At 74.0% G+C, this 22334-nt stretch carries 10 protein-coding genes and 1 pseudogene; 2 read left to right on the top strand and 9 right to left on the bottom strand.

Annotated elements, in window-relative coordinates:
• The 3 genes from ABT129_RS35020 to ABT129_RS35010 all read right to left on the bottom strand — a co-directional run.
• Positions 1 to 93 (bottom strand): biotin carboxylase N-terminal domain-containing protein (locus tag ABT129_RS35020; RefSeq protein WP_351219746.1); only part of this gene is annotated, 93 nt, incomplete at its 3' end.
• A gap of 68 nt (positions 94 to 161) precedes the next feature.
• The gene (locus ABT129_RS35015) at positions 162 to 1337 is read right to left on the bottom strand and encodes a sensor histidine kinase (RefSeq protein ID WP_351909748.1); all 1176 of its coding nucleotides are present in this window, start codon (positions 1335 to 1337) and stop codon (positions 162 to 164) included.
• Positions 1334 to 1798 (bottom strand): flavin reductase family protein, encoded by a 465-nt coding sequence (locus tag ABT129_RS35010; RefSeq protein ID WP_351909747.1) that lies wholly within the window; start codon positions 1796 to 1798, stop codon positions 1334 to 1336. Before ABT129_RS35010 ends, ABT129_RS35015 begins: the two co-directional genes overlap by 4 nt.
• A gap of 271 nt (positions 1799 to 2069) precedes the next feature.
• Between ABT129_RS35010 and ABT129_RS35005 the strand changes: the two genes are divergently transcribed.
• Positions 2070 to 3656, top strand: coding sequence for an aspartate aminotransferase family protein (locus ABT129_RS35005; protein ID WP_351909745.1), 1587 nt, complete (start codon positions 2070 to 2072; stop codon positions 3654 to 3656).
• A 374-nt stretch (positions 3657 to 4030) separates the two neighbouring features.
• Here ABT129_RS35005 and ABT129_RS35000 read toward each other — a convergent pair.
• From ABT129_RS35000 to ABT129_RS34975, 6 genes and pseudogenes are all read right to left on the bottom strand, one after another.
• Positions 4031 to 4690: pseudogene (locus ABT129_RS35000) on the bottom strand (4'-phosphopantetheinyl transferase family protein); the annotation flags it as partial.
• On the bottom strand, positions 4687 to 5595 hold the full coding sequence (locus tag ABT129_RS34995; protein ID WP_502982007.1) for a metallophosphoesterase family protein: 909 nt from the start codon (positions 5593 to 5595) through the stop codon (positions 4687 to 4689). The gene ABT129_RS34995 and the pseudogene ABT129_RS35000, both read right to left, overlap by 4 nt.
• A gap of 60 nt (positions 5596 to 5655) precedes the next feature.
• Positions 5656 to 6351 carry a thioesterase II family protein gene (locus ABT129_RS34990; RefSeq protein WP_351909743.1) on the bottom strand — a complete coding sequence of 232 codons (696 nt, stop codon included), beginning with the start codon at positions 6349 to 6351 and terminating at the stop codon, positions 5656 to 5658.
• Between the two features lie 56 nt (positions 6352 to 6407).
• On the bottom strand, positions 6408 to 6995 hold the full coding sequence (locus ABT129_RS34985) for a TetR family transcriptional regulator (protein WP_502982006.1): 588 nt from the start codon (positions 6993 to 6995) through the stop codon (positions 6408 to 6410).
• 232 nt (positions 6996 to 7227) lie between these two features.
• Positions 7228 to 7653 (bottom strand): YybH family protein, encoded by a 426-nt coding sequence (locus ABT129_RS34980; protein WP_351909739.1) that lies wholly within the window; start codon positions 7651 to 7653, stop codon positions 7228 to 7230.
• 63 nt (positions 7654 to 7716) lie between these two features.
• A complete protein-coding gene (locus ABT129_RS34975; protein ID WP_351909737.1) occupies positions 7717 to 8097 on the bottom strand; it encodes a YybH family protein in 381 nt (126 codons plus the stop codon).
• Positions 8098 to 8369: 272 nt separating this feature from the next.
• Between ABT129_RS34975 and ABT129_RS34970 the strand changes: the two genes are divergently transcribed.
• Positions 8370 to 22289 carry a type I polyketide synthase gene (locus tag ABT129_RS34970; RefSeq protein WP_351909735.1) on the top strand — a complete coding sequence of 4640 codons (13920 nt, stop codon included), beginning with the start codon at positions 8370 to 8372 and terminating at the stop codon, positions 22287 to 22289.
• Positions 22290 to 22334 lie beyond the last annotated feature (45 nt).

Here is a 22334-nt window from a genome sequence, read left to right as displayed (position 1 = left end):
GTACACGGCCACGCTGCCGATACCCGCGTCCCGGCACGCCCGGGCCACACGGACAGCGATTTCGCCACGGTTGGCGATGAGCACCTTGCGCACGACGGCTCCTCATACCTGTCTCACGACGTATCCGAACGGGAGACGACTTCGGCTCCCGCATCCGGGACTCATATAAGGGAGGGTCCCATCCGTGTCCCATGTCGGTGCGGTTGAAGCGGCAGATGCGCCTCCACCTGGGTCCCGTGTCCCTGTGAACTGCTGACGGTCAGCCTGCCACCGGCGTCCTCCATCCGCTCCGCCATGGAGCGGAAGCCCTGATGGGAGTGGCCGGGTCGCAGGACCCGCTCGACGTCGAACCCGCGACCGTCGTCCTCGACGCTCGCGTACGCCCACCAGCGGGTGGAACGCACCGAGACCTTCACCCGTCCGGCCTTGGAGTGCGCGAAGCTGTTGCGCAGCGCCTCCCGGACCGTCAGGTACAGGTCCCGGCGCCGTACGTCGGGCAGGAGGCCCTCGTCGCCCGTCACCTTCACGGTGACCTGGAGTCCGTCCGGCGCGGCGCCGACCACGAACTCGCGCAGCGCCACGTCGAGCGGCGGGACGACCGACCGCTCCCGCACTCCGCCGACCAGGTCCCGCAGCCGGGTGTCCGTGGCGCGCAGGGCGTCCCGGGCGGCCGCGACCCGGTCGGCGGTGACGGGGTCGAGGAGCACTCCGTCGTACTCCTCCAGGGCCTCCAGCGCCTCCCGGGCCGCGGTGACGCCGTCGGCGACGTCGTCGTGCAGCTCGCGGGAGATCCGGCGCTGTTCCTGCCAGCAGCACTCCGACTGGTCCGCCGGGTGCCCGCTCTCGCCGGCCCGTCGGGCCGCCTCGCCGAGGACCCGCACAGATCCCTCGTCGAGGCGGCCCGTCTCCATCATCTGCAACATGGCGCACTCCATGAGCAGAACCGCGGCGGCGGCATTGTGGTGGGGTGCCAGTCTCACCGGCGGGCCGGGGTGCACCCCCGTGTCGGCCGTGGGCTCGGCGTCGAAGGCGGCGGACAGGACGGCACGGGCCCGCTCGTTCAGGGCCTGCCGCACCGAACTGTCCCAGCGGACGGCCTTGTTCAGCGTGGCCGGGAGCGCGGACTCGAACCGGCGCAGCACCGCGTCCAGGCACTCCGTACCCGGCCCCTCGGCGGCCCGCGCCGGCTTCCGGGGCGCGAGCTGCCGTGCGACGTGCGGCCCGGAAGGTCCCGCGGACGCCTGGCGCGCCACCCGCACGAGTCCCTGCTGCAGCGCCTCGGCGAAACCGGGACCGATGACGGACTCCCAGCCGCCGACCGCGACCTCGGCGGTCATCGGGAGGGGGCGTCCGCGCGGTGGAACGCGCCGCCGAAGAACAGCAGCCCGTCCGCGCCGTCACCACGGCTCGAACCGACGACGTCACCGATGAACACGGTGTGGTCGCCTATGTGGTGGGCCTCGGAGACCTCGCACTCCAGCCAGGCCAGCGCCCCGTTCAGGAGGGGGGCTCCGGTGGCGGGCCCGGGGACCCAGTCGACGCCGGTGAACTGGCTGGGCCCCAGGGGGCGCTTCTTGTCGGCGAAGAAACGGGCCAGACCCTCCTGGCCGGCCTCCATGATCGAGACACCGAAGTGCCCGCCGGAGGTGATCGCCTTGAACATGACCGCGCTGTGCGCGATGGAGCACAGGACGGACGGGGGGTCGAGGGAGACCGACGTGAAGGCGTTCGCCGTCATGCCGTGGATGTTCTCACCGCCGACGGACAGCACGGTGACACCGGTCGCGAACAGGGACATGACCTCCCGCAGGGGGGCGGGATGCGTCGCGGGTCCCCGGGAAACGGCGACGCCAGTGGATACGGAATTCATGCCGCGCCTTTCATGTAATCCATGGGGAGGAATGTACGAGGGGATTCCCGGGGGCGTGGAACCGTCGAGTAACTGTCCGGTCAGCCGGGCGCGGGGGAGTGCCGGATTACCGTTCCGTGAGCACCCGTTCACGGGGGGATGAGCGCTCCGTGGTTAGGATCTGGGCGTTTCGGTCAGGGCACCGTCAATAAGGGGTGACATGAATAACGTCTCTGCTGACCCGCAGCTCGCTGAACCGTATCTTCTCGGTTGGCTGGCCTCGCTCGGTCTCGACGTCGATTACGTACGGGCCGAAGGAAATACTCTGTATTACCTCGGTGCGGCCGGCGAGGAGATTCCCGTACTCGATTTCGCGGGCGGGTACGGTTCCCTGATCCTGGGGCACAACCATCCGGAGATCACGGCGTACGCGCAGCAGCTCCTCGCGTCGCAGACGCCGGTGCACGCGCAGTTCTCCCGCCACCCGTACGCGAACGACGTCGCCGTCGCGCTCAACCGGATCCTCCAGCGCGAGCTGGGCACGGAGGAGAACTACTCCGCCATCTTCGCCAACACCGGAGCGGAGGCGGTGGAGGCGGCCGTCAAGCACGCCGAGCTCGACCGCGGGCTCCGGCTCGCCGAGCTCCGCGAGCAGCTCGACGCGCACCTCGCCGCCGCCCGTACGGCGGTCGCGGAAGGGGCGGTCGTCGCGGCGGAGGCGTACCGGCTCGCCGGTGTGGAACCGGGGGACGGAGCGGCCGGCTTCGAGGAGCTGGCCGCCGCGGTCGTCCGGCACAACGCCGAGCAGACCGGCAGGCCGCCGGTGCTCCTGACCCTGGAGGGCGGCTTCCACGGCAAGCTGGTCGGCAGCGTCCAGCTCACCCACAACGAGGGCTACCGGACCCCCTTCGCCGCGCTGGCGAACCCCGCCCGGTTCATCCCCGCCGAGAACACGCAGGCCCTCAAGGCCGTCATCGAGAGCGAGCGGGCGACCGTGCTCGACCTGGTCGTCGAGGGCGGCACGGTGTCGCTGACCGAGCGGAACTCCCCGGTGTTCTGCGCCTTCGTCCTGGAGCCCATCCAGGGTGAGGGCGGCATCCGCGTCCTCTCCGAGGAATTCGCCCAGGAGATCCAGCGGGCCTGCGCCGAGGTCGACTGCCCGGTCGTCGTCGACGAGGTGCAGAGCGGAATGGGCCGGAGCGGCGATTTCCTGGCGAGTGCGGCGCTGGGCCTGCGCGGCGACTACTACGCGCTCGCCAAGAGCCTCGGCGGCGGAATAGCGAAGACGTCCGTCATGCTCACCCGCCAGTCCCGCTACCGCTCCGAGTTCGAGCTCGTGCACAGCTCGACCTTCGCGAAGGACGCCTTCTCCTGCTACCTCTCGAAGAAGGTCCTGGAGATCCTCGAAGCCGACGACGGCGCCGCGTACCGCACGGTGCGCGAGCGCGGCGAGAAGCTGCTCGCGACGCTGGAGGCGGTGCGCGCCGACTTCCCCGACGTGGTGAAGGACGTGCGCGGCCGGGGCCTCATGCTCGGCCTGGAGTTCCACGACCAGTCCGGCTCCGGCTCCGAGGCCATCCGCGAGAGCGCGCCGCTCCTCGGCTACACCGTCGCGGGGTACCTGATGCGCGAGCACCGCATCCGGACGTTCCCGACGGCGAGCGCCGTGAACACGCTCCGGTTCGAGCCCTCGCTGTACCTGACCGACGCCGAGATCGACCAGCTGGAGCTGGGCCTGCGGGGCGCCGCGCAGCTCTTCCGCACCCACGACGGGGCGGGTCTCACCGGGACGGCCGCCGAGGCCTGACGCAGGACGCTCCCCGGACGGCCGGTACGGAACGCACCGGCCGTCCGGGGAGCGGCACGTCAGTCCATGCCCCGCACGATGTGGGGTTCGCCGGGCTCGTCGTCCGTACCGGCGAGCTGGAGCGGCGGGTAGCGCAGGACGTGCGCCAGGCCCTTGGGGAAGGCGTGGCTGAGGTCGGCGTCGTACGTGTCGTCGCGCATCATGTCCTCCGGTCGTCGGATGGAACGGCCCCGCCCGCGGGCGGGGTCCGGCCGTACGTCGTGGACGCCGCGGGAACGGACGCGGCGCGGACCGACCCCCGCCGGCGTCACGGAGACGGACTCCGGGGACGCCGCGGCAGCGGGTACCGCGGGCGTCACGGAGACGGCCCCCACGCGCCGCAGCCCGATGGCGGTCACCACCAGCCCGTTGCCCGCGCACCACCGCCCGTCGAAGGCGGTGATCCGTACCCCGTCCACCACCGGTCCCGGCACCAGGAGTTCGGCGCGGAAGGTGCCCGCCACCGGATCGGGTGTGATCACGGCCTCGTCGAAGTCCAGCGGGAGCCCGGTCAGGGGGAACCAGGTCTTGTAGACGCTCTCCTTGGCGCTGAACAGCAGCCGGTCCCAGGAGACGGCCGGCCGCCGCGCGGTGAACTCGCGCAGCCAGACCCGCTCCTGGGGGAGCGCGATCAGTTCGAGCATCCCCGGCGAGGGCAGCGGCGCGTTCGGTTCCGCGTCGCAGCCGATCGCCAGCAGATCCGTGCCCCGGGCCACGGCCGCCGCACGGTAGCCCTGACAGTGCGTCATGCTGCCCACGACGCCCTCCGGCCACCGGGGCGCCCCGCGCGTACCGGGAAGGAGCGGCGAGGGCGGCAGTCCGAGGTGGCCGAGCGCCTGCCGGGCGCAGGCCCGCACCGAGGCGAACTCCCTGCGGCGCCCGGCGACGGCCCCCGCCACCACCCGCTCCTCCTCGGGGAAGAGACCGAGGTGCCCGGGAGGGTCGTGGAACAGCTCGGCGGTGACGACCGGGCCGGGCAGCAGCGAGGAGATCACGGCCGGCCTCCGCCCGGGGCCGGTGCCGAGAAGGCCGGCAGGGGGCGCGGGGCGTGGCCGGGGTCCGCCCGGCGGCGCCACTCGCGCGGATAGCCGAGGGACACCTCGTAGTGCGGCACCCCCTCCCGCCGTATCAGCCGGGGGATGTGGAGGTGCCCGTAGACGACGGCGGCCGCACGGTAGCGGACGGGCCACTCTTCGGTGGCCTCCGTCCCGCACCACAGGGCGAAGTCGGGGAAGCGCAGCACGTCCGTGGGCTCGCGCACCAGCGGGAAGTGGTTGACGAGGACGGTGGGCAGGTCGGCGGGGAGCGCGTCCAGGCGCTCGGCGGTCCGCGCGAGCCGGGCCCGGCACCAGTCCGCGACGCTGGCGTACGGATCGGGGTGGAGCAGGATCTCGTCGGTCGCGACGACCCCCGCTTCCTCCGCGAGCCGCAGCGCCTCCTCGGCGGTACGGACACCGGGCCGCCGGAAGCTGTAGTCGTACAGGAGGAAGAGCGGCACGACCGCGACGGGACCGCCCGTCCCGCGCCACACCGGGTACGGATCCTCGGGCGTGGTCACGTCCAGGCTCCGGCAGAGGTGGACCAGGGCCTCGTAGCGGGCGGCGCCGCGCGCCTGCACCGGGTCGTCCGGAGGGGTCCACAGTTCGTGGTTGCCGGGGGCCCACACGACCTTCCGGAACCGGCGGGCGAGTGTGGACAGCGCCCACTCGATGTCCGCCATGTGTTCCCCGACGTCGCCCGCGACGATCAGCCAGTCCTCGTCCGAGGTGGGCCGCAGCGCCTCGACGACCGCCCGGTTCTCCTCGTACCGCACATGGAGGTCGCTGACGGCCAGCAGACTGCCGGCGGAGGGACGGTCCCCGGGAGACAGGACACCGGAAGCACGGTCCCCAGGAGACAGGACACCGGAGGCGGGGCGCTCGGGAGGGAGGCCTTCAGGCGGTGGCGGTAACACGCCCGATCACGCCGTACGGCCCGCGACGAGCAGTCCGGTCGTGATGATGTCGCGGACCTCCTCGATGCGGTCGTCCAGGTAGAAGTGGCCGCCGGGCAGGATACGCAGGTCGAAGTCGCCGGAGGTGTGGTCGTGCCAGGCCGCGGCCTCGTCGACGGCCACCACCGGGTCCGCGTCGCCGATCAGCACCGTGACGGGCGCGGCCAGCGGGGCGCCGCCGTTCCAGTGGTACGTGGAGAGCGCGCCGTAGTCCGCGCGGAGCGCCGGCATCACCATGGCGAGCAGCTCGGGGTCGTCGAGCACCGCGTGTCCGGTCCCGCCCAGACCGCGCACCGCCCTCAGGATCTCCATGTCGCTGCCGAGCCGGTCGTGCGCGCTGGGCAGCGGCGACGGCGCGCCGCGACCCGAGAGGAACACCCGGCAGGGCCCCGGCCGCCCGGCGGCGACCAGACGACGGGCCGTCTCGTACGCGAGGACCGCCCCCATGCTGTGCCCGAACAGGGCGTAGGGGCCGTCGTCCGTCAGCGGCGCCAGGGCCTCGGCGAGGGCGTCGGCGTGCGCGGTGATGCTGCGGTACGGCTCCTCCCGCCGCCGGTCCTGCCGGCCCGGGTACTGGACGGCCAGCACGTCGAGCCGCCCGCCGAGCGCCCGCGAAAGAGGGACGAACGCGCTGGCCGCGCCTCCCGCGTGCGGGAAGCACACCAACCGCACGGCATCCTCACGAGCCGCTCCGAAGCGCCTGAACCACGTGCTATCCACTACGTCCCTTTCTGCGGGCCGGTACCCGGTGGTACCAGACGGGGGAGCATGAACTGCCAGAACTGACCGAGCCGTTGCCGCGAGAGCCAGCTGGGGTCCTTGCGGCCCAGGGCCTCGAAGCCGACGGTGGAGGCGGCGACGACGGTGACGACGTCCTCCGGCTCGGTCCCGTCGGCGAGCGCGCCGAGCTTGGCCGCGTGCCGCAGCGTGTCGCCGATCCAGTCCCGCCACTGACCGTGCAGGTCCACCAGGCTCGCCCACGACGGTTCGCAGCCGAGCGTGAAGCCGGCGCGCAGGATGACATCGCTGTTCAGTCCGTCGAAGAGCTGGTGGGAGGTGTCGACCAGGTTCTGGATCAGATCGACGTCCTCCTCGGGCCCACGGTCGTCGGACCAGTCCGGCGCGGGTCCCGTGATGCGCCACAGCCGCTGCTCGGCCGCCTTCTCGATGGCCTCCGCGAGCGCACCCTTGTTGGCGAAGTGGAAGTGCAGGGCACCACTGCTCACTCCGGCCCGGTGCGAGATGGAGGAGAGGGAGGCCGCCACGAAACCGTCCGTGTCGAAGATCTCCGCCGCGGACCGGAGCACCGTCGCTCGTGTACGGACAGCGCGTTCCTGTTTAGCCATGTGCACTCCGTGGATGCCTGGGGGCGCTGCTGACGGCCCCTCAAGAACGTCCAGCGTAATGAACCGCGACAGCGGTTTCCTATCGGCCCTGATCGAAGTCGTCTTGAAAGGGCCACCCGACCGACGGCCCGGAATCCGGAGCCTGGCCTGCCCGAGCGGGGGGAAGGATCGGGCAGGCCAGGAGAAGGGGGACCTACTCCGGGAGCAGGGTGCCGGCGACCGGACGGTCGATGGCCATGAGCCAGCGGCCGTCGTCGCCCCGACGCAGCACGTCGGTGCAGTTGCCCTCGATACGGACGGGCTCGCCGTCGGGACCCGTGCTGTCGACGCTGAACTGCACGCCGATCAGGGCCACGTCGCCGGCCACGTACGCGTGCGTGATCTCCGCCTTGAGGAACGGCTTCGGCGCGAGGAACTCCTTGAAGAACGCCAGGCGCTCCGCCCCGGTGAGCGGGGAGCCCGAGAAGTTCGATATCGCGTCGTCGCGGTAGAGGAGATCGAACAGGGCTCCGTCACCGGAATTGAAGAGCTGGATGAAGATCTCGTTCTGAGTATCCGCGTCGGCGGTCAGATCGGGGTTGTCGACATCGAAGTCGACCGTGATACCGGGAATGCTCATGGTCTGCGACACCACTTTCTTGGGTCTGGGGGTGCCTCCGTGCCGGGCACGGAGGCACGGGGATTACTTCTTCTCGCCGTACGGCTCGTCGATGGCGTAGCGCCAGTGGCCGTCCGTGCCCTTGCGCAGCACGTCGACGCCGACACCCGTGAGCAGCTCGGGGATGCCCGCGTCGTCCACGGTGGCGATGGACCAGTCCACGATCAGGAGCGCGGTGTCCCCGGTCTCGAAGATCTGGCGCGGCTTGGCGCTCATCTTCGGCGAGCGGGTCAGGAACTCCTTGACGGCGTCCTTGCGGGCCTGGCCCGTGAGCGGCTTGCCCGGTTCCCAGACCGCCACGGCCTCATCGGTGTACATCGCGTTCACGGCGTCGGCGTCGCCCGCGTTGAAGGCCGCCTCGTACAGCGCGGTGTGCTGTGCGACATCGCTGGTCAGATTACTCATGGTGAGACCGTTCCTACTTTCTTCCGGCATGACACCCAGGAATTCGAGGAGTTTCACGCAGATCTGTCCAGAACGTAACGGGCGATCCTCACCGGCCGCCCACCGACAAGTAACGGACCGGCCACCCCATGTCCGAACCGGGCGGTTACCCGTGCATGACCGGGGGTTGAGAAGAAACAGGGCGGCCGATCTTAAGGTCAAGAATGCGGGGGTTCCATATCCGGGATACTCAGGCCGCTTCGATATCAGTCAGGAAAGGGCAGTCGAGCGCCATGACGACTAATCGCATTTCTGTGGAGAGCCGCGCGCCGCGAGGCGACGAGGGGGCCATCGCCGTCATCGGCATGTCCTGCCGACTCCCCATGGCGCCCGGTCCGGCCGACTTCTGGCAGCTGCTGCGCAGCGGACGCGACGCCATCACCGACGCGCCACCCGGACGCTGGAACACCTCCGAACCACAGGCCGGGGCAGGGGTCCGCCGCGGCGGATTCCTCGACGGCATCGGCGATTTCGACGCCGGCTTCTTCGCGATCTCGCCCCGCGAGGCCGCCGCCATGGACCCCCAGCAGCGCCTGGTGCTGGAGCTCGCCTGGGAGGCCCTGGAGGACGCCGGGACCGTGCCCGCCCGGCTGCGCGACTCCCGTACCGCCGTCTTCGTCGGCACCCTCCGCGACGACTACACGAGCCTCGCCAACCAGTACGGCGAGCAGGCCCTCACCCAGCACTCGATGACGGGCCTCAACCGCGGTGTCATCGCCAACCGCGTCTCCTACTACCTGGGTCTGCGCGGACCGAGCCTCACCGTCGACGCCGCCCAGTCCTCCTCGCTGGTCGCCGTGCACCTGGCCTGTGAGTCGCTGCGCTCGGGGGAGTCCACCACCGCGATCGCCGCGGGCATCAACCTCAACATCCTCGGCGAGAGCGCCGTGACCGAGGAGCGGTTCGGCGGCCTCTCGCCCGACGGCACCGCCTACACCTTCGACGCCCGCGCCAACGGTTTCGTACGGGGCGAGGGCGGCGGAGCCGTCATCCTCAAGCCCCTGGCCCGGGCGGAGGCGGACGGCGACCGGATCTACGGCGTCATCCGCGGCAGCGCGGTCAACAACGACGGCGCCACCCCCGGACTGACCGTGCCCAGCAGGGACGCGCAGCGCCAGGTCATCCGCGAGGCCTATGAAAAGGCCGGAATCAGTCCCTCCGATGTTCAGTACGTCGAGCTGCACGGCACCGGCACCCCCGTCGGCGACCCCATCGAGGCCACGGCCCTCGGCGACGTCTTCAGCTCCCACCGCGCTCCGGGCGACCCCCTGGTCGTCGGCTCGGCCAAGACCAACGTCGGGCACCTGGAGGGCGCCGCCGGCATGGTCGGCCTGCTCAAGGCCCTGCTGAGCCTGACGCACCGCGAGATACCGGCGAGCCTCAACTTCGAGACCCCGAACCCGGCCATCGACCTCGACGCCCTCGGCCTCTCCGTTCCGCGCGCGCTCACCACCTGGCCGCACCCGGACCGGCCGCTGGTCGCGGGAGTGTCGTCTTTCGGCATGGGTGGCACCAATTGCCACGTCGTCCTCACGGAGGCCCCCGCCCCCTCCGACGCCCCGGCCTCCGACGCCCCGGCCGCCGACGCGCGGGCCGACGCCGGTGACGCGCGGGCCGACGCCGACGCCCACGCCGGGGACGCCCAGACCCTCCTGCCCTGGGTCGTCTCGGGCCGCGACGCCGACGCGCTCCGCGCCCAGGCCGCGAGGTTGCGGGCCTTCGCCGCCGCGAGCGGGGCGCGGACCGCCGACATCGGCTGGTCCCTGCTGACCACCCGCACCGCCTTCGCCGCCCGCGCGGTCGTGCTGGCCCCGAGTGAGGAAACGTTCCTCACGGGCCTCGACTCCCTCGTCGAGGGCGTACCCGGCACCGGCGTCGTCACCGGACACGTGGAGGACGGCCGTACCGGCTTCCTCTTCACCGGTCAGGGCGCCCAGCGGGCGGGGATGGCGCAGGAGTTGTACGCGTCCTTCCCGGTGTTCGCGGCGGCTTTCGACGAGGTGGCCGATCTGTTCGACGCGGCTCTCGGCGGTTCGCTGCGTGAGGTGATCGCCTCGGGCGAGGGCCTGGACGAGACGGGCTGGACCCAGCCGGCGCTGTTCGCCGTCGAGGTGGCCCTGTTCCGCCTGGTCGAGTCGTGGGGTGTCCGCCCCGACTTCGTCGCGGGCCACTCGATCGGCGAGATCGCGGCCGCGCACGTGGCCGGTGTGTTCTCCCTCGAAGACGCCGTCCGTCTGGTGACGGCCCGCGCGTCCCTGATGCAGGCGCTGCCCCGGGGCGGCGCGATGGTCGCCGTCGAGGCGACCGAGACCGAGGTCACCGCCCTCCTCGAAGGCCAGGTGGCCATCGCGGCCGTCAACGGCCCCCGCTCGGTCGTCGTCTCCGGCGAGGAGACCGCCGTCCTCGAAGTGGCGCGGAAGATCGAGGAACAGGGCGGCAGGACCCGCCGCCTCACGGTCAGCCACGCCTTCCACTCGCCGCTGATGGACCCGATGCTGGCCGAGTTCAAGGCCGTCGCGTCCACCCTCACGTACACCGCTCCCCGTACCGCCGTCGTCTCCACCGTCACCGGCCGACTCGCCACCGGCACCGACCTGCGGTCCGCCGACTACTGGGCCGACCAGGTCCGGGGCACCGTCCGCTTCGACGACGCCGTCGACACGATGACCGCCGAGGGCGTCACCTCCTACCTGGAGATCGGCCCCGACGGCATCCTCTCCGCGCTCGCCGAGGGCGCTGTCCCCGCCCTGCGCCGGGGCCGCGACGAGGCCGCGACCCTCCTCTCCGCCGTCGCCACGCTGTACACGCGGGGCGTCGCCGTGAACTGGCAGGCCCTGTACGAGGGCACCGGCGCCCGCCGGATCCCCCTGCCCACGTACGCCTTCCAGCGTCGGCACCACTGGCTCGAGTCCGGGACCGCCGACCGGACCGCCCCCGCCCTTCCGGCCCTCCCCGCGAGCGCGCCCGCCGAGGCCGCCGTCCCCCGCGGCGAACTCGGCAACCGGCTCGCCGCGCTCTCCCCGGCCGAACGCACCCGCTCCGTCACCGACCTGACGGCCACGCACATCGCCGCCGTCCTCGGCTACGACAAGGGCCGCCGCGCCGACGCCCGGCAGTCCTTCAAGGACCTCGGCTTCGACTCCCTGATGTCCGTCGAACTCCGCGACCGCCTCGCGACCGCCACCGGACTGCGCCTCTCCGGCGGGCTCCTCTTCGACCACCCCACCCCCACCGCGCTCGCCGCGTACCTGGAAGCCGAGCTGACCGGCGCGGCCACCGCCGACGAGCAGTACCTCGCCGCGCCGCTCCAGGACGACGAGCCGATCGCCATCGTCGCCATGGCCTGCCGCTACCCCGGCGGCATCTCCTCGCCCGAGGACCTGTGGCGGCTCGTCGCCGAAGGCGGCGACGCCATCTCCGGCTTCCCCACCGACCGGGGCTGGGACGCCGACCTGTACGACCAGGACCCCGAGCGCTCCGGCAAGAGCTCCGTCCGCGAGGGCGGCTTCCTCCACGACGCCGCCCTCTTCGACGCCGGATTCTTCGGGATCTCGCCCCGCGAGGCCCTCGCCATGGACCCGCAGCAGCGCCTCCTCCTGGAGACCGCCTGGGAGGTCGTCGAGCGCGCCGGCATCGCCCCCGACACCCTGAAGGGCAGCCGCACCGGCGTCTTCGTCGGCGCCACCGCCCTCGACTACGGCACCCGCCTCCACGAGGCCCCCAAGAGCGTCGAGGGCCACCTGCTCACCGGCTCCACCAGCAGCGTCATGTCCGGCCGCATCGCCTACCAGCTGGGCCTCGTCGGCCCCGCCCTCACCGTCGACACCGCCTGCTCGTCCTCCCTCGTCGCCCTGCACATGGCCGTACGGTCGCTGCGCCTCGGCGAGACGACCCTCGCGATCGCGGGCGGCGCGACGATCATGTCGGCCCCCGGCATGTTCGTGGAGTTCTCCCGGCAGCGCGGCCTCGCCGCGAACGGCCGCAGCAAGTCCTTCTCCGCCGACGCGGACGGCACCTCCTGGGCCGAGGGCGTCGGCCTCCTCCTCGTCGAGAAGCTCTCCGACGCGCGCCGCAACGGCCACCAGGTCCTCGCCGTCATCCGCGGCTCCGCCGTCAACCAGGACGGCGCCTCCAACGGCCTCACCGCCCCCAACGGCCCCTCCCAGGAGCGGGTCATCCGCCAGGCCCTCGCCGACGCCCGCCTGACCACCGCCGACGTCGACGCGGTCGAGGCCCACGGCACCGGCACCCGGCTCGGCGACCCCATCGAGGCCGCCGCGATCCTCGCCACCTACGGCAGCGACCGAAGCGACCGAGCCCCGGTGTACCTCGGATCGCTCAAGTCGAACATCGGGCACGCCCAGGCCGCGGCCGGTGTCGGCGGCGTCATCAAGATGGTCCAGGCGATCCGCCACGGCGTCCTCCCGCGCACCCTGCACGTCACCGAGCCCACCCCCCACGTCGACTGGGAGGCCGGCGGCCTCGAACTGCTCACCGAGGCCCGCGACTGGCCCGCCACCGCACGCGCCCGCCGGGCCGCCGTCTCCTCGTTCGGCATCAGCGGCACCAACGCCCACGTGATCGTGGAGCAGGCCGAGGACGAACGGACACCCCGCCCCGCCACCACCCCCGCGGACCCCGGGACCACCGCCACCACCCCCGGAACCCCCACCCTGTGGGCGCTCTCCGCCCCCGACCGCGCGGCCCTCACCGCCCAGGCCGAAGCGCTCCACACCCAGCTGGAGAACGGCACGGAGGAGCTCGGCGCCGACGACCTCGCCGCCATCGGGTTCTCCCTCGCCACCACCCGCGCCACCTGGTCCGAGCGGGCCGTCGTCACCGGCACCGGAGCGACCGGACTCCTCGCCGGCCTCGACGCGCTGCGCCGGGACGCCGACGCCCCCCAGCTCGTCACCGGCTCCGCCGCCCGCGCGGGCCGCACCGCGTTCCTCTTCACCGGACAGGGCGCCCAGTACCCCGGCATGGGCCGCGAACTGTACGAGACGCACCCGGCGTTCGCCGCCGCCCTCGACGAGGTGTCCGCCGCCCTCGACCCGCACCTCGACCTCGGCCGCCCGCTGCGCGACGTGATGTTCGAGGAGCCGGACGGCGACACCGCCGCCCTCCTCCATGAGACCCGCGCCACCCAGCCCGCCCTCTTCGCCCTCGAAGTCGCCCTCCACCGCACCCTCCAGGACCACGGCCTCACCCCCGACGCCGTCGCCGGACACTCCATCGGAGAGCTCGCCGCCGCCCACGTCGCCGGGGTCCTCTCCCTCGCGGACGCCGCCGCCCTGGTCGCCGCCCGGGGCCGCCTCATGCAGGCGGCCGTCCCCGGCGGCGCGATGCTCGCCGTCCAGGCCACCGAGGACGAGGTCACCGAGACCCTCGCCCCCTACGCCGGCCGGCTCGCCGTCGCCGCCGTCAACGGACCCGACGCCGTCGTCGTCTCCGGCGACGCCGACGCCGCCGACGCGCTCGCCGCGCTCTGGCGCGAGCGCGGCCGCAAGACCCGCCGCCTGACGGTCAGCCACGCCTTCCACTCGCCGCACATGGACACGATCCTCGACGAGTTCCGTACCGTCGCCGAGGGCCTGACCTACCACGCGCCGCTCCTCCAGGTCGTCTCCACCGTCACGGGCCTGCCCGCCACCGGCGACGACCTCGTCACCCCCGACTACTGGGTACGGCAGATCCGCGAGGCCGTACGGTTCCTCGACGCCACCCGCACCCTGGAGGACGAGGGCGTCACCGTCTTCGTCGAGGTCGGCCCCGACGCCGTCCTCACCGCCATGGCCGCCGGCTCGTTCCTGGCCGACACCTCGCAGGCCGTCGCCCTCCAGCGGTCCGGCCGCCCCCAGGGCACCACCCTCGCCACCGGACTCGCCCGCGCCCACACCCTCGGCGCCCCGCTGGACCTGGCCTCGTTCTTCCCCGGCGCCTCGCGCGTCGAGCTCCCCACGTACGCGTTCCGGCGCAGCCACTACTGGCTGCGGCCCGAGGCGCGCACCGACGCCCGCGGCCTCGGACTCGACCCGGCGGGCCACCCCCTGCTTGCCACCACCGTCGACCTCGCCGAGCGCGAGGGCCTCGTCCTCACCAGCAGGCTGTCGCTGAACGACCACCCGTGGCTCGCCGACCACCGCATCCACGGCACCGTCCTCGTCCCCGCCACCGCCTTCATCGAACTCGCCACGGCGGCGGGCCGGACGGCCGGCGCCCAGCACCTGGTCGAGCTCACCCTCGAAGCCCCGCTCGCCCTCCCCGAGCAGGGAGCCGTGCGCGTCCAGGCCACGGTCTCCGCACCCGACGCCACCGGCGCCCGCGCCTTCGCCGTGCACTCCCGGCCCGACGCCGACGCCGACGCGGAGCCGGCCGCCTGGACCCGGCACGTCTCCGGCGCCCTCGCCGACACCCCTCCCGTCACCGCCGACCCGGCCTTCGACGAACTGGCCGACTGGCCGCCGCGGCACGCCGAACCGGCCTCGCTGGACGACACGTACGAGCGGCTCACCGGCCTCGGCTACGAGTACGGCCCCGTCTTCCAGGGGCTGCGCGCCCTCTGGCGCGGCGACGACGGCACCACCTACGCCGACGTCACCCTCCCCGCCGACCAGCACGAGGCCGCCGCGAACTACGGCATCCACCCCGCGCTCCTCGACGCCGTCCTCCACCCGGTCGTCCTCGACGCCGCCGCCGGCGCCGACCCGGACACCATCCGGCTGCCGTTCGCCTGGAGCGGGATCACCACCCACGCCGTCGGCGCCACCACCCTGCGCGTCCGCATCCGGCGCACCGGCACCGACACCGTCGGCCTGCACCTCGCCGACGCCACCGGCGCCCCCGTGGCCACGGTCGACTCGCTGATGCTGCGGCCCGTCGCCAAGGACCGGCTCGCCCCCACGGCCCCCACGAACGGCCTGTTCACCGTCGCCTGGACCCCCCACACCCCGGCGGGCGGCCCCGCGCCGCGCATCGCCGAACTCCCCGGCGGCGCCGACACGCTCCCCGACCCGGCGCAGCCCGACACCGACGTCCTCCTCGTCCGCGTCACCACCGACGCCGACGGGAACGCCGACGCCACCCACGGAGACCCCGCCGCCGCCCACGCGAACGCCGCCCGCGCCCTCGCCCTCACCCAGGCCTGGCTCGCCGACGAGCGGTTCGAGGGCACCCGCCTCGCGTTCGTCACCACCCGCGCCGTCGCCACCACCCCCGGCGACGCCGTCGACGGCCTCGCCGCCGCCCCCGTCTGGGGCCTGCTCCGCGCCGTCCAGAGCGAGCACCCCGACCGGATCGTCCTCCTCGACACCGACGGCACCCCCGCGGCCGAGGAACAACTCGCCGCCGCCCTCGCCACCGGCGAACCCCAGCTCGCCCTGCGCGGCACCCGCCTCCACGTCCCGAGGCTCACCCGCGACCGCGCCCCGGCCCCCACCGACGCGCCCCGCATCGACCCCGACGGCACCGTCCTCATCACCGGCGGCACCGGCGGCCTCGGCGGCCTCCTCGCCCGCCACCTCGTCACCGGCCACGGCGCACGCCACCTGCTGCTCTCCAGCCGGCGCGGACCCGACACCCCCGGAGCCGACCGGCTCGCCGCCGAACTCACCGAGCTCGGCGCCAGCGTGACCACCGTCGCCGCCGACGCCGCCGACCCCGACGCCGTCGCCGCCCTCCTGACGGCCGTCGACCCCGCGCACCCGCTCACCGCGGTCGTGCACACCGCCGGCGTCCTCGACGACGCCACCGTCGGCTCGCTCACCCCCGAGCAGCTGACCAGGGTCCTGCGGCCCAAGGTCGACGCCGCCTGGCACCTGCACGAGCAGACCCGGGACCTGGACCTCACGGCCTTCGTCCTCTTCTCCTCCGTCTCCGGCATCACCGGCACCGCCGGCCAGGCCAACTACGCCGCCGCCAACACCTACCTCGACGCGCTCGCCGCCCACCGGCAGGCCCGGGGCCTCGCCGCCACCTCACTGGCCTGGGGCCTGTGGGACTCCAGCCACGGCATGGGCGCCCAGCTCGGCGAGGCCGACATCGCCCGCTGGAGCCGGGCGGGCGTCGACCCGCTCGACCCGGACACCGGCCTCGCCCTGTTCGACGCCGCCCTCACCGGCGGCGACGCCCTCGTCGTACCGGCCCTGTTCGACCTGGCCCGGCTGCGCGCCGCGGCGGCCGGCGACCCGGCCCCCCTGCTGCGCGGCCTCATCCGGCCCCGCGCCACCACCCGGGCCGCCCAGGGCGCCGCCGCCGGAGCGGACGGCGGCACCGAATGGGCCCGCCGCGTCGCCTCCCTCCCCGAGGAGGAGAGCAAGGGCGCCGCCGCCGACCTCGTCCGCGGCATCGTCGCCGGCGTCCTCGGCCACGCGAGCCCCGAGGGCATCGACCCGGAGCGCGCCTTCAAGGACATCGGCTTCGACTCCCTCGCCGCCGTCGAACTGCGCAACCGGCTCAACACCGCCACCGGACTGCGGATGCCCGCCACCGCCGTCTTCGACCACCCCTCGCCCGCCGCCCTCGCCGCCTACCTGCACCAGCAGGCCGCGGGCCGCAAGCCCGCCGCGAGCACCGCGCCCGTCCGCCGGTCCGCCGCGTCCGCCGACGAGCCCATCGCCATCGTCGGCATGGCCTGCCGCTTCCCCGGCGGCGTCTCCTCGCCCGAGGACCTGTGGCGGCTCGTCGCCGAAGGCACCGACGCCATCAGCGAGTTCCCCGACAACCGCGGCTGGGACCTGGACTCCCTCTACCACCCGGACCCGGAGAAGACCGGCACCTCCTACACCCGGCACGGCGGCTTCCTCCACGACGCCGACCGGTTCGACCCGGCGTTCTTCGGGATGTCCCCGCGCGAGGCCATCGCCACCGACCCCCAGCAGCGCCTCCTCCTGGAGACCGCCTGGGAGACCTTCGAGAGCGCCGGCATCGACCCGGCCGTCCTGCGCGGCACCAGCACCGGTGTCTTCACCGGCGCCATGTACGACGACTACGCCTCGCGACTCGCCAAGAGCCCCGAGGAGTTCGAGGGCTTCCTGCTCGCCGGGAACCTCTCCAGCGTCGTCTCCGGCCGCCTCTCCTACACGTACGGCCTCGAAGGCCCGGCCGTCACCGTCGACACCGCCTGCTCCTCCTCCCTGGTCGCCCTCCACCTCGCCGCCAACGCGCTGCGCCAGGGCGAGTGCGACCTCGCCCTCGCCGGCGGCGTCACCGTCATGTCGGGCCCCAGCACCTTCGTCGAGTTCTCCCGGCAGCGCGGCCTCTCCGAGGACGGCCGCTGCCGCTCCTTCTCCGCCGACGCCTCCGGCACCGGCTGGGCCGAGGGCGTGGGCCTCCTCCTCGTGGAGAAGCTCTCCGACGCCCGCCGCAGGGGCCACCGCGTCCTCGCCGTGATGCGCGGCTCCGCCGTCAACCAGGACGGCGCCTCCAACGGCCTGACCGCCCCCAACGGCCCCGCGCAGGAACGCGTCATCCGCCAGGCCCTCGCCGTCGCCGGACTCACCCCCGCCGACGTCGACGCGGTCGAGGCGCACGGCACCGGCACCAGCCTCGGCGACCCGATCGAGGCACAGGCGCTGCTCGCCACCTACGGCCAGGACCGGCCGGAGGACCGCCCGCTCTACCTCGGCTCCCTCAAGTCGAACATCGGGCACGCCCAGGCCGCCGCGGGAGTCGGCGGCGTCATCAAGATGATCCAGGCGATGCGGCACGGCATCCTGCCGAAGACCCTGCACGCCGAGAACCCGTCCCCCCACATCGACTGGGACGCGGGCGCCGTGGAGCTGCTCACCGAGGCGACCCCGTGGCCCGTCACCGGCCGCCCCGCCCGCGCCGCCGTCTCCTCCTTCGGCATCAGCGGCACCAACGCCCACGTCGTCCTGGAACTGGCCGCCGACACCCCGGCGCCGACCGCGCCGGCCGGCCCCCCGGCCCCGGCCGCCACCGCCGAGACCCCGGCCCCGGCCGCGTCGGACACCCCGGCCGACGACAGCGCCGAAGCCGACGCCGACGCCGTCGTCATCCCCTGGATCCTGACCGCGAAGGACGACAACGCCCTGCGCCGCCAGGCCGACCGGCTCCACCGCCACCTCACCGACCACCCCGAGCTCACGGCGGGCGACGTCGGCCTCACCCTGGCCACCACCCGCGCCACCCTGGAGCACCGCGCCGCCGTCCTCGGCACCGACCGCGCCGCTCTCCTCGACGGACTCGCCGACCTCGCCGCGGACCGGCCGACCCCCTCGGTCGTACGGGCCACCACCGGCCGCCGGGGCAAGACGGCGTTCCTCTTCACCGGGCAGGGCAGCCAGCGGCTCGGCATGGGACGCGAGCTGTACGCGTCGTCCCCCGTCTTCCGCCGCGCCCTCGACGAGGTGTGCAGGCACCTCGACACCGAACTGTTCCGGCCCGTCCAGGACGTCCTCTTCGCCCCCGAGGGCTCGGCCGACTCCGCCCTCATCGACCAGACCGCCTTCACCCAGGCCGCCCTCTTCGCCACCGAGGTCGCCCTCTTCCGGCTCGCCGAACACCACGGCCTCACCCCGGACTACCTCCTCGGACACTCCATCGGCGAGGTCACCGCCGCCCACCTGTCCGGAGTCCTCGGCCTCGCCGACGCGTGCGCCCTCGTCGCCGAACGCGGCCGGCTCATGCAGGCGGCCCGCGAAGGCGGCGCGATGGCCGCCCTCCAGGCCTCCGAGGAAGAGGTACGGTCCACCCTCGCCGACTACGAGGGCGTCGCCGTCGCCGGCATCAACGGCCCCCGGTCCACCGTCATCTCCGGCGACCAGGACCTCGTCGAGGAGATCAGCACCCTCTGGCGCACCCGCGGCCGCAAGACCAAGCGGCTCCCGGTCAGTCACGCCTTCCACTCGCCGCACATGGACGAGGTCCTCGACGAGTTCCGGTCGGTCGCCGAGTGCCTGACCTACCACGCCCCCCGCATCCCCGTCGTCTCCAACGTCACCGGTGTCCTCGCCACCACCGAACAGCTCACCTCGCCCGACTACTGGGCCACCCACATCCGCGAGGCCGTCCGCTTCCACGACGGCGTCCGCCACCTCGAAGAGCTCGGCGTCACCGAGTACCTGGAGATGGGCCCCGACGGCGTCCTCACCGCCATGGCCCAGGAGTGCCTGACCCGCGAGGCCGGCTTCCTCGCCCCGCTGCTCCGCTCGGGCAGGCCCGAGGCCGACACCGCCGCCGCCGCCCTCACCGGCGCCGTCCTGCGCGGCGCCCGCCCCGACTGGGAGTCCTACTTCCCCGGCGCCCGCCGGGTCGACCTGCCCACCTACTCCTTCGACCAGGGCCGCTACTGGCTGGAGGGCTCCGCCACCCCCGGCGACGCCGAGGGCTTCGGCCTCGACGCCGTCGGCCACCCGCTGCTCAGCGCGGCGGTACGGGTCGCGGACCGGGACGCGTACCTCCTCACCGGCCGCGTCTCCCGCCGCACCCACCCCTGGCTGGACGGCCACGCGGTCGCCGGAACGGTCCTGCTGCCCGCCACCGCCCTGCTCGACCTCGCGTTCCGCGCCGCCGAGCAGGTCGACTGCGACGTCGTCCACGAACTGACGCTCGCCGCGCCGCTGATCCTGCCCGAGCGGGGCGCCGTCCAGCTCCAGCTCGTCGTCGGCGAACCCGACGCGACCGGCGGCCGAGCCCTCGCCGTCTACGCCCGGCCCGACCAGGACGACACCGACCAGCCCTGGACCCTCCACGCCGAGGGACACCTCGGCACCGGCGCCGCCGCCCCCGAGGGACTCCTCGCCTGGCCCCCCGCCGGAGCCGCGGAGGTCGACCTCGACGGCGTGTACGACCGGCTCGCCTCCGCCGGATACGGCTACGAGAACGCCTTCCAGGGCCTCAGCCGCCTCTGGAAGGCCGAGGACGAACTCTTCGCCGAGGTCGTCCTCGGCGAGGACCACCGCAAGGACGCCCCCCGGTTCGGCCTCCACCCCGCCCTCCTCGACGCCGCCCTGCACCCGCTGCTCCCCGGCGTCGTGGCGCCCGAAGGCACCTCCTGGCTGCCGTTCTCCTGGTCCGGAGTGAGCCTGTACGCCACCGGGGCGACCGTCCTGCGCGTCCGGCTCTCCCTCGACCGGTCCGGCGACGACTCGCTGAGGGTCGCCCTCACCGTCGCCGACGGCGCGGGCGCCGCCGTCGCCGCCGCGGAGTCGCTCCTGCTGCGCCCGCTGTCCGAGGACGCCCTCCGCCAGGCCGGCACCGCAGCCCGCGACGGACTGTTCGGCCTCGGCTGGACGGCCCTGCCCGCCACCGGCACGGCCCCGGCCCGCACCGGCTGGGCGCTGCTCGCCGACGGCGAGGGCGAGCGGTGCGTACGGGTCCTGGGCGCCGCGCTCGACGCGGGCGCCGCGGTACCCGCCGTCCTCCACCTGCGGACGACCGGCCACACCGCCGGCGCCCCCGCCGCCGACCTGCCGGAGCGGGCCCGTACCGCCGTACGCCAGGTCCTCGACGCCGTGCAGGACTGGCTCGCCGACGACCGGCTCTCCGAGACCCGGCTCGTCGTCACCACCCGAGGAGCCGTCGCCGCGGGCGCCGAGGACGTCACCGACCTGGCCCACGCCGGGGTCTGGGGCCTCCTCAGGTCCGCGCAGACGGAGAACCCCGGCAGGATCGTCCTGGTCGACCTGGACCCGGCGGGCGCCGAGGCCACCGAGGGCGACGGCACCGGCCGCACGGCGGCCGAGGACCGCCTCCTCGACCTCGCCGTCGCCTCCGGCGAGGCCCAGATCGCCGTCCGGGGCGACACCCTCACCGTCCCCCGGCTCACCCGCACCACCCAGGCCGCCGAGACGCAGCCGGCGCCCCGGTGGGACCGGGGCACCGTCCTCGTCACCGGCGCGACCGGCGCCCTCGGCGCCGTCCTCGCCCGCCACCTCGTCACCGAACACGGCGCCCGCCGCCTGCTGCTGCTCAGCCGCCGCGGCCCCGACGCCCCCGGCGCCGCCGAACTCCGCACCGAGCTGGAGGCGCTCGGCGCCCACGCCGAGACCGTCTCCTGCGACGTCACCGACCGCGACTCCCTCGCCCGGGTCCTCGCGGACATCCCGGCGGAGCACCCGCTGACCGCCGTCGTCCACACCGCCGGCGTCCTCGACGACGGCGTCGCCGCCCAGCTCACCCCCGACCAGCTCGACAAGGTCCTGCGGCCCAAGATCGACGCCGCCTGGCACCTCCACCAGCTGACCGCGGAGCTGGACCTCACCGCCTTCGTCGTCTACTCCTCCGTGGCCGGCCTCATCGGCACCGCGGGCCAGGCCAACTACGCGGCGGGCAACACCTTCCTCGACGCCCTCGCCGCCCACCGCCGCGCCCACGGCCTGCCCGGACTCTCCCTCGCCTGGGGCCTGTGGGCCGAGGCCAGCACCATCTCCGGCGGCCTCGACGAGACCGACCTGCGCCGCCTGGCCCGCGTCGGCCTGCGGCCCCTCGCCTCCCAGGAGGCGATGGCCCTCTTCGACGCGGCACCCGCCACCGGCGAGGCCGTCCTCGCCGTCACCCGCCTCGACACGGCGGTCCTGCGCGGCGGCGGCGACCTGCCGCCCGTCCTGCGCGGCCTCGGCGGCCCGGCCAGGCGCCGTACCACCACCGCCGCGAGCGGCGGTCCCTCCGAGGAGGCCCCGCTGGCCCAGCGGCTCGCCTCCCTCGGCGCCGCCGAACGGGAACGCGCCCTCACCGACCTCGTACGCGCCCAGGTCGCCGGAGTCCTCGGACACGGGGACCCCGGCCGCATCGAGGCCGACCGGGCCTTCCAGGAGCTCGGCTTCGACTCCCTGACCGCCGTCGAACTCCGCAACCAGCTCGGCCGGGCCACCGGACTGCGGCTGCCCACCACCCTCGTCTTCGACCACCCGTCGCCGCAGGCCCTCGCCACCCACCTCCTCGGCGAACTCGCCGTCGAGGAGGCCTCGCCCGCCGAACCGGTCCTCGCCCCCCTCGCGGGCCTGGAGACGGCCATCGCCGCCGCACCGGACCAGGAGACGCGCGAACTGATCACCGCACGGCTCAAGGAACTCCTCAAGGCGGCCGAGACCGCCGAGGGCCTCGGCCGCCCGGCGGAGACCGACGACGAGCAGGACCTGGAGACGGCGAGCGACGAGGAGCTCTTCGCCCTCCTCGACGAACTCGAATGACCCCCGGGGCACGCGCCGCCCACGGCGCCCACACGGCCATCGGAC

The organism is Streptomyces sp. NPDC002057, assembly GCF_040296665.1.
Taxonomy (GTDB): Bacteria; Actinomycetota; Actinomycetes; order Streptomycetales; family Streptomycetaceae; genus Streptomyces.
The sequence above is the reverse complement of the archived record's forward strand: the minus strand, read 5'-3'. Positions and strand labels throughout refer to the sequence as shown.

Excerpts from the sequence above, each read along its gene's own strand:
- ABT129_RS35010 (WP_351909747.1), bottom strand. The coding sequence starts at position 1,798 with ATGTCCCTGTTCGCGACCGGTGTCACCGTGCTGTCCGTCGGCGGTGAG.
- ABT129_RS34970 (WP_351909735.1), top strand. The coding sequence starts at position 8,370 with ATGACGACTAATCGCATTTCTGTGGAGAGCCGCGCGCCGCGAGGCGAC.
- ABT129_RS34975 (WP_351909737.1), bottom strand. The coding sequence starts at position 8,097 with ATGAGTAATCTGACCAGCGATGTCGCACAGCACACCGCGCTGTACGAG.
- ABT129_RS34980 (WP_351909739.1), bottom strand. The coding sequence starts at position 7,653 with ATGAGCATTCCCGGTATCACGGTCGACTTCGATGTCGACAACCCCGAT.
- ABT129_RS35005 (WP_351909745.1), top strand. The coding sequence starts at position 2,070 with ATGAATAACGTCTCTGCTGACCCGCAGCTCGCTGAACCGTATCTTCTC.
- ABT129_RS35015 (WP_351909748.1), bottom strand. The coding sequence starts at position 1,337 with ATGACCGCCGAGGTCGCGGTCGGCGGCTGGGAGTCCGTCATCGGTCCC.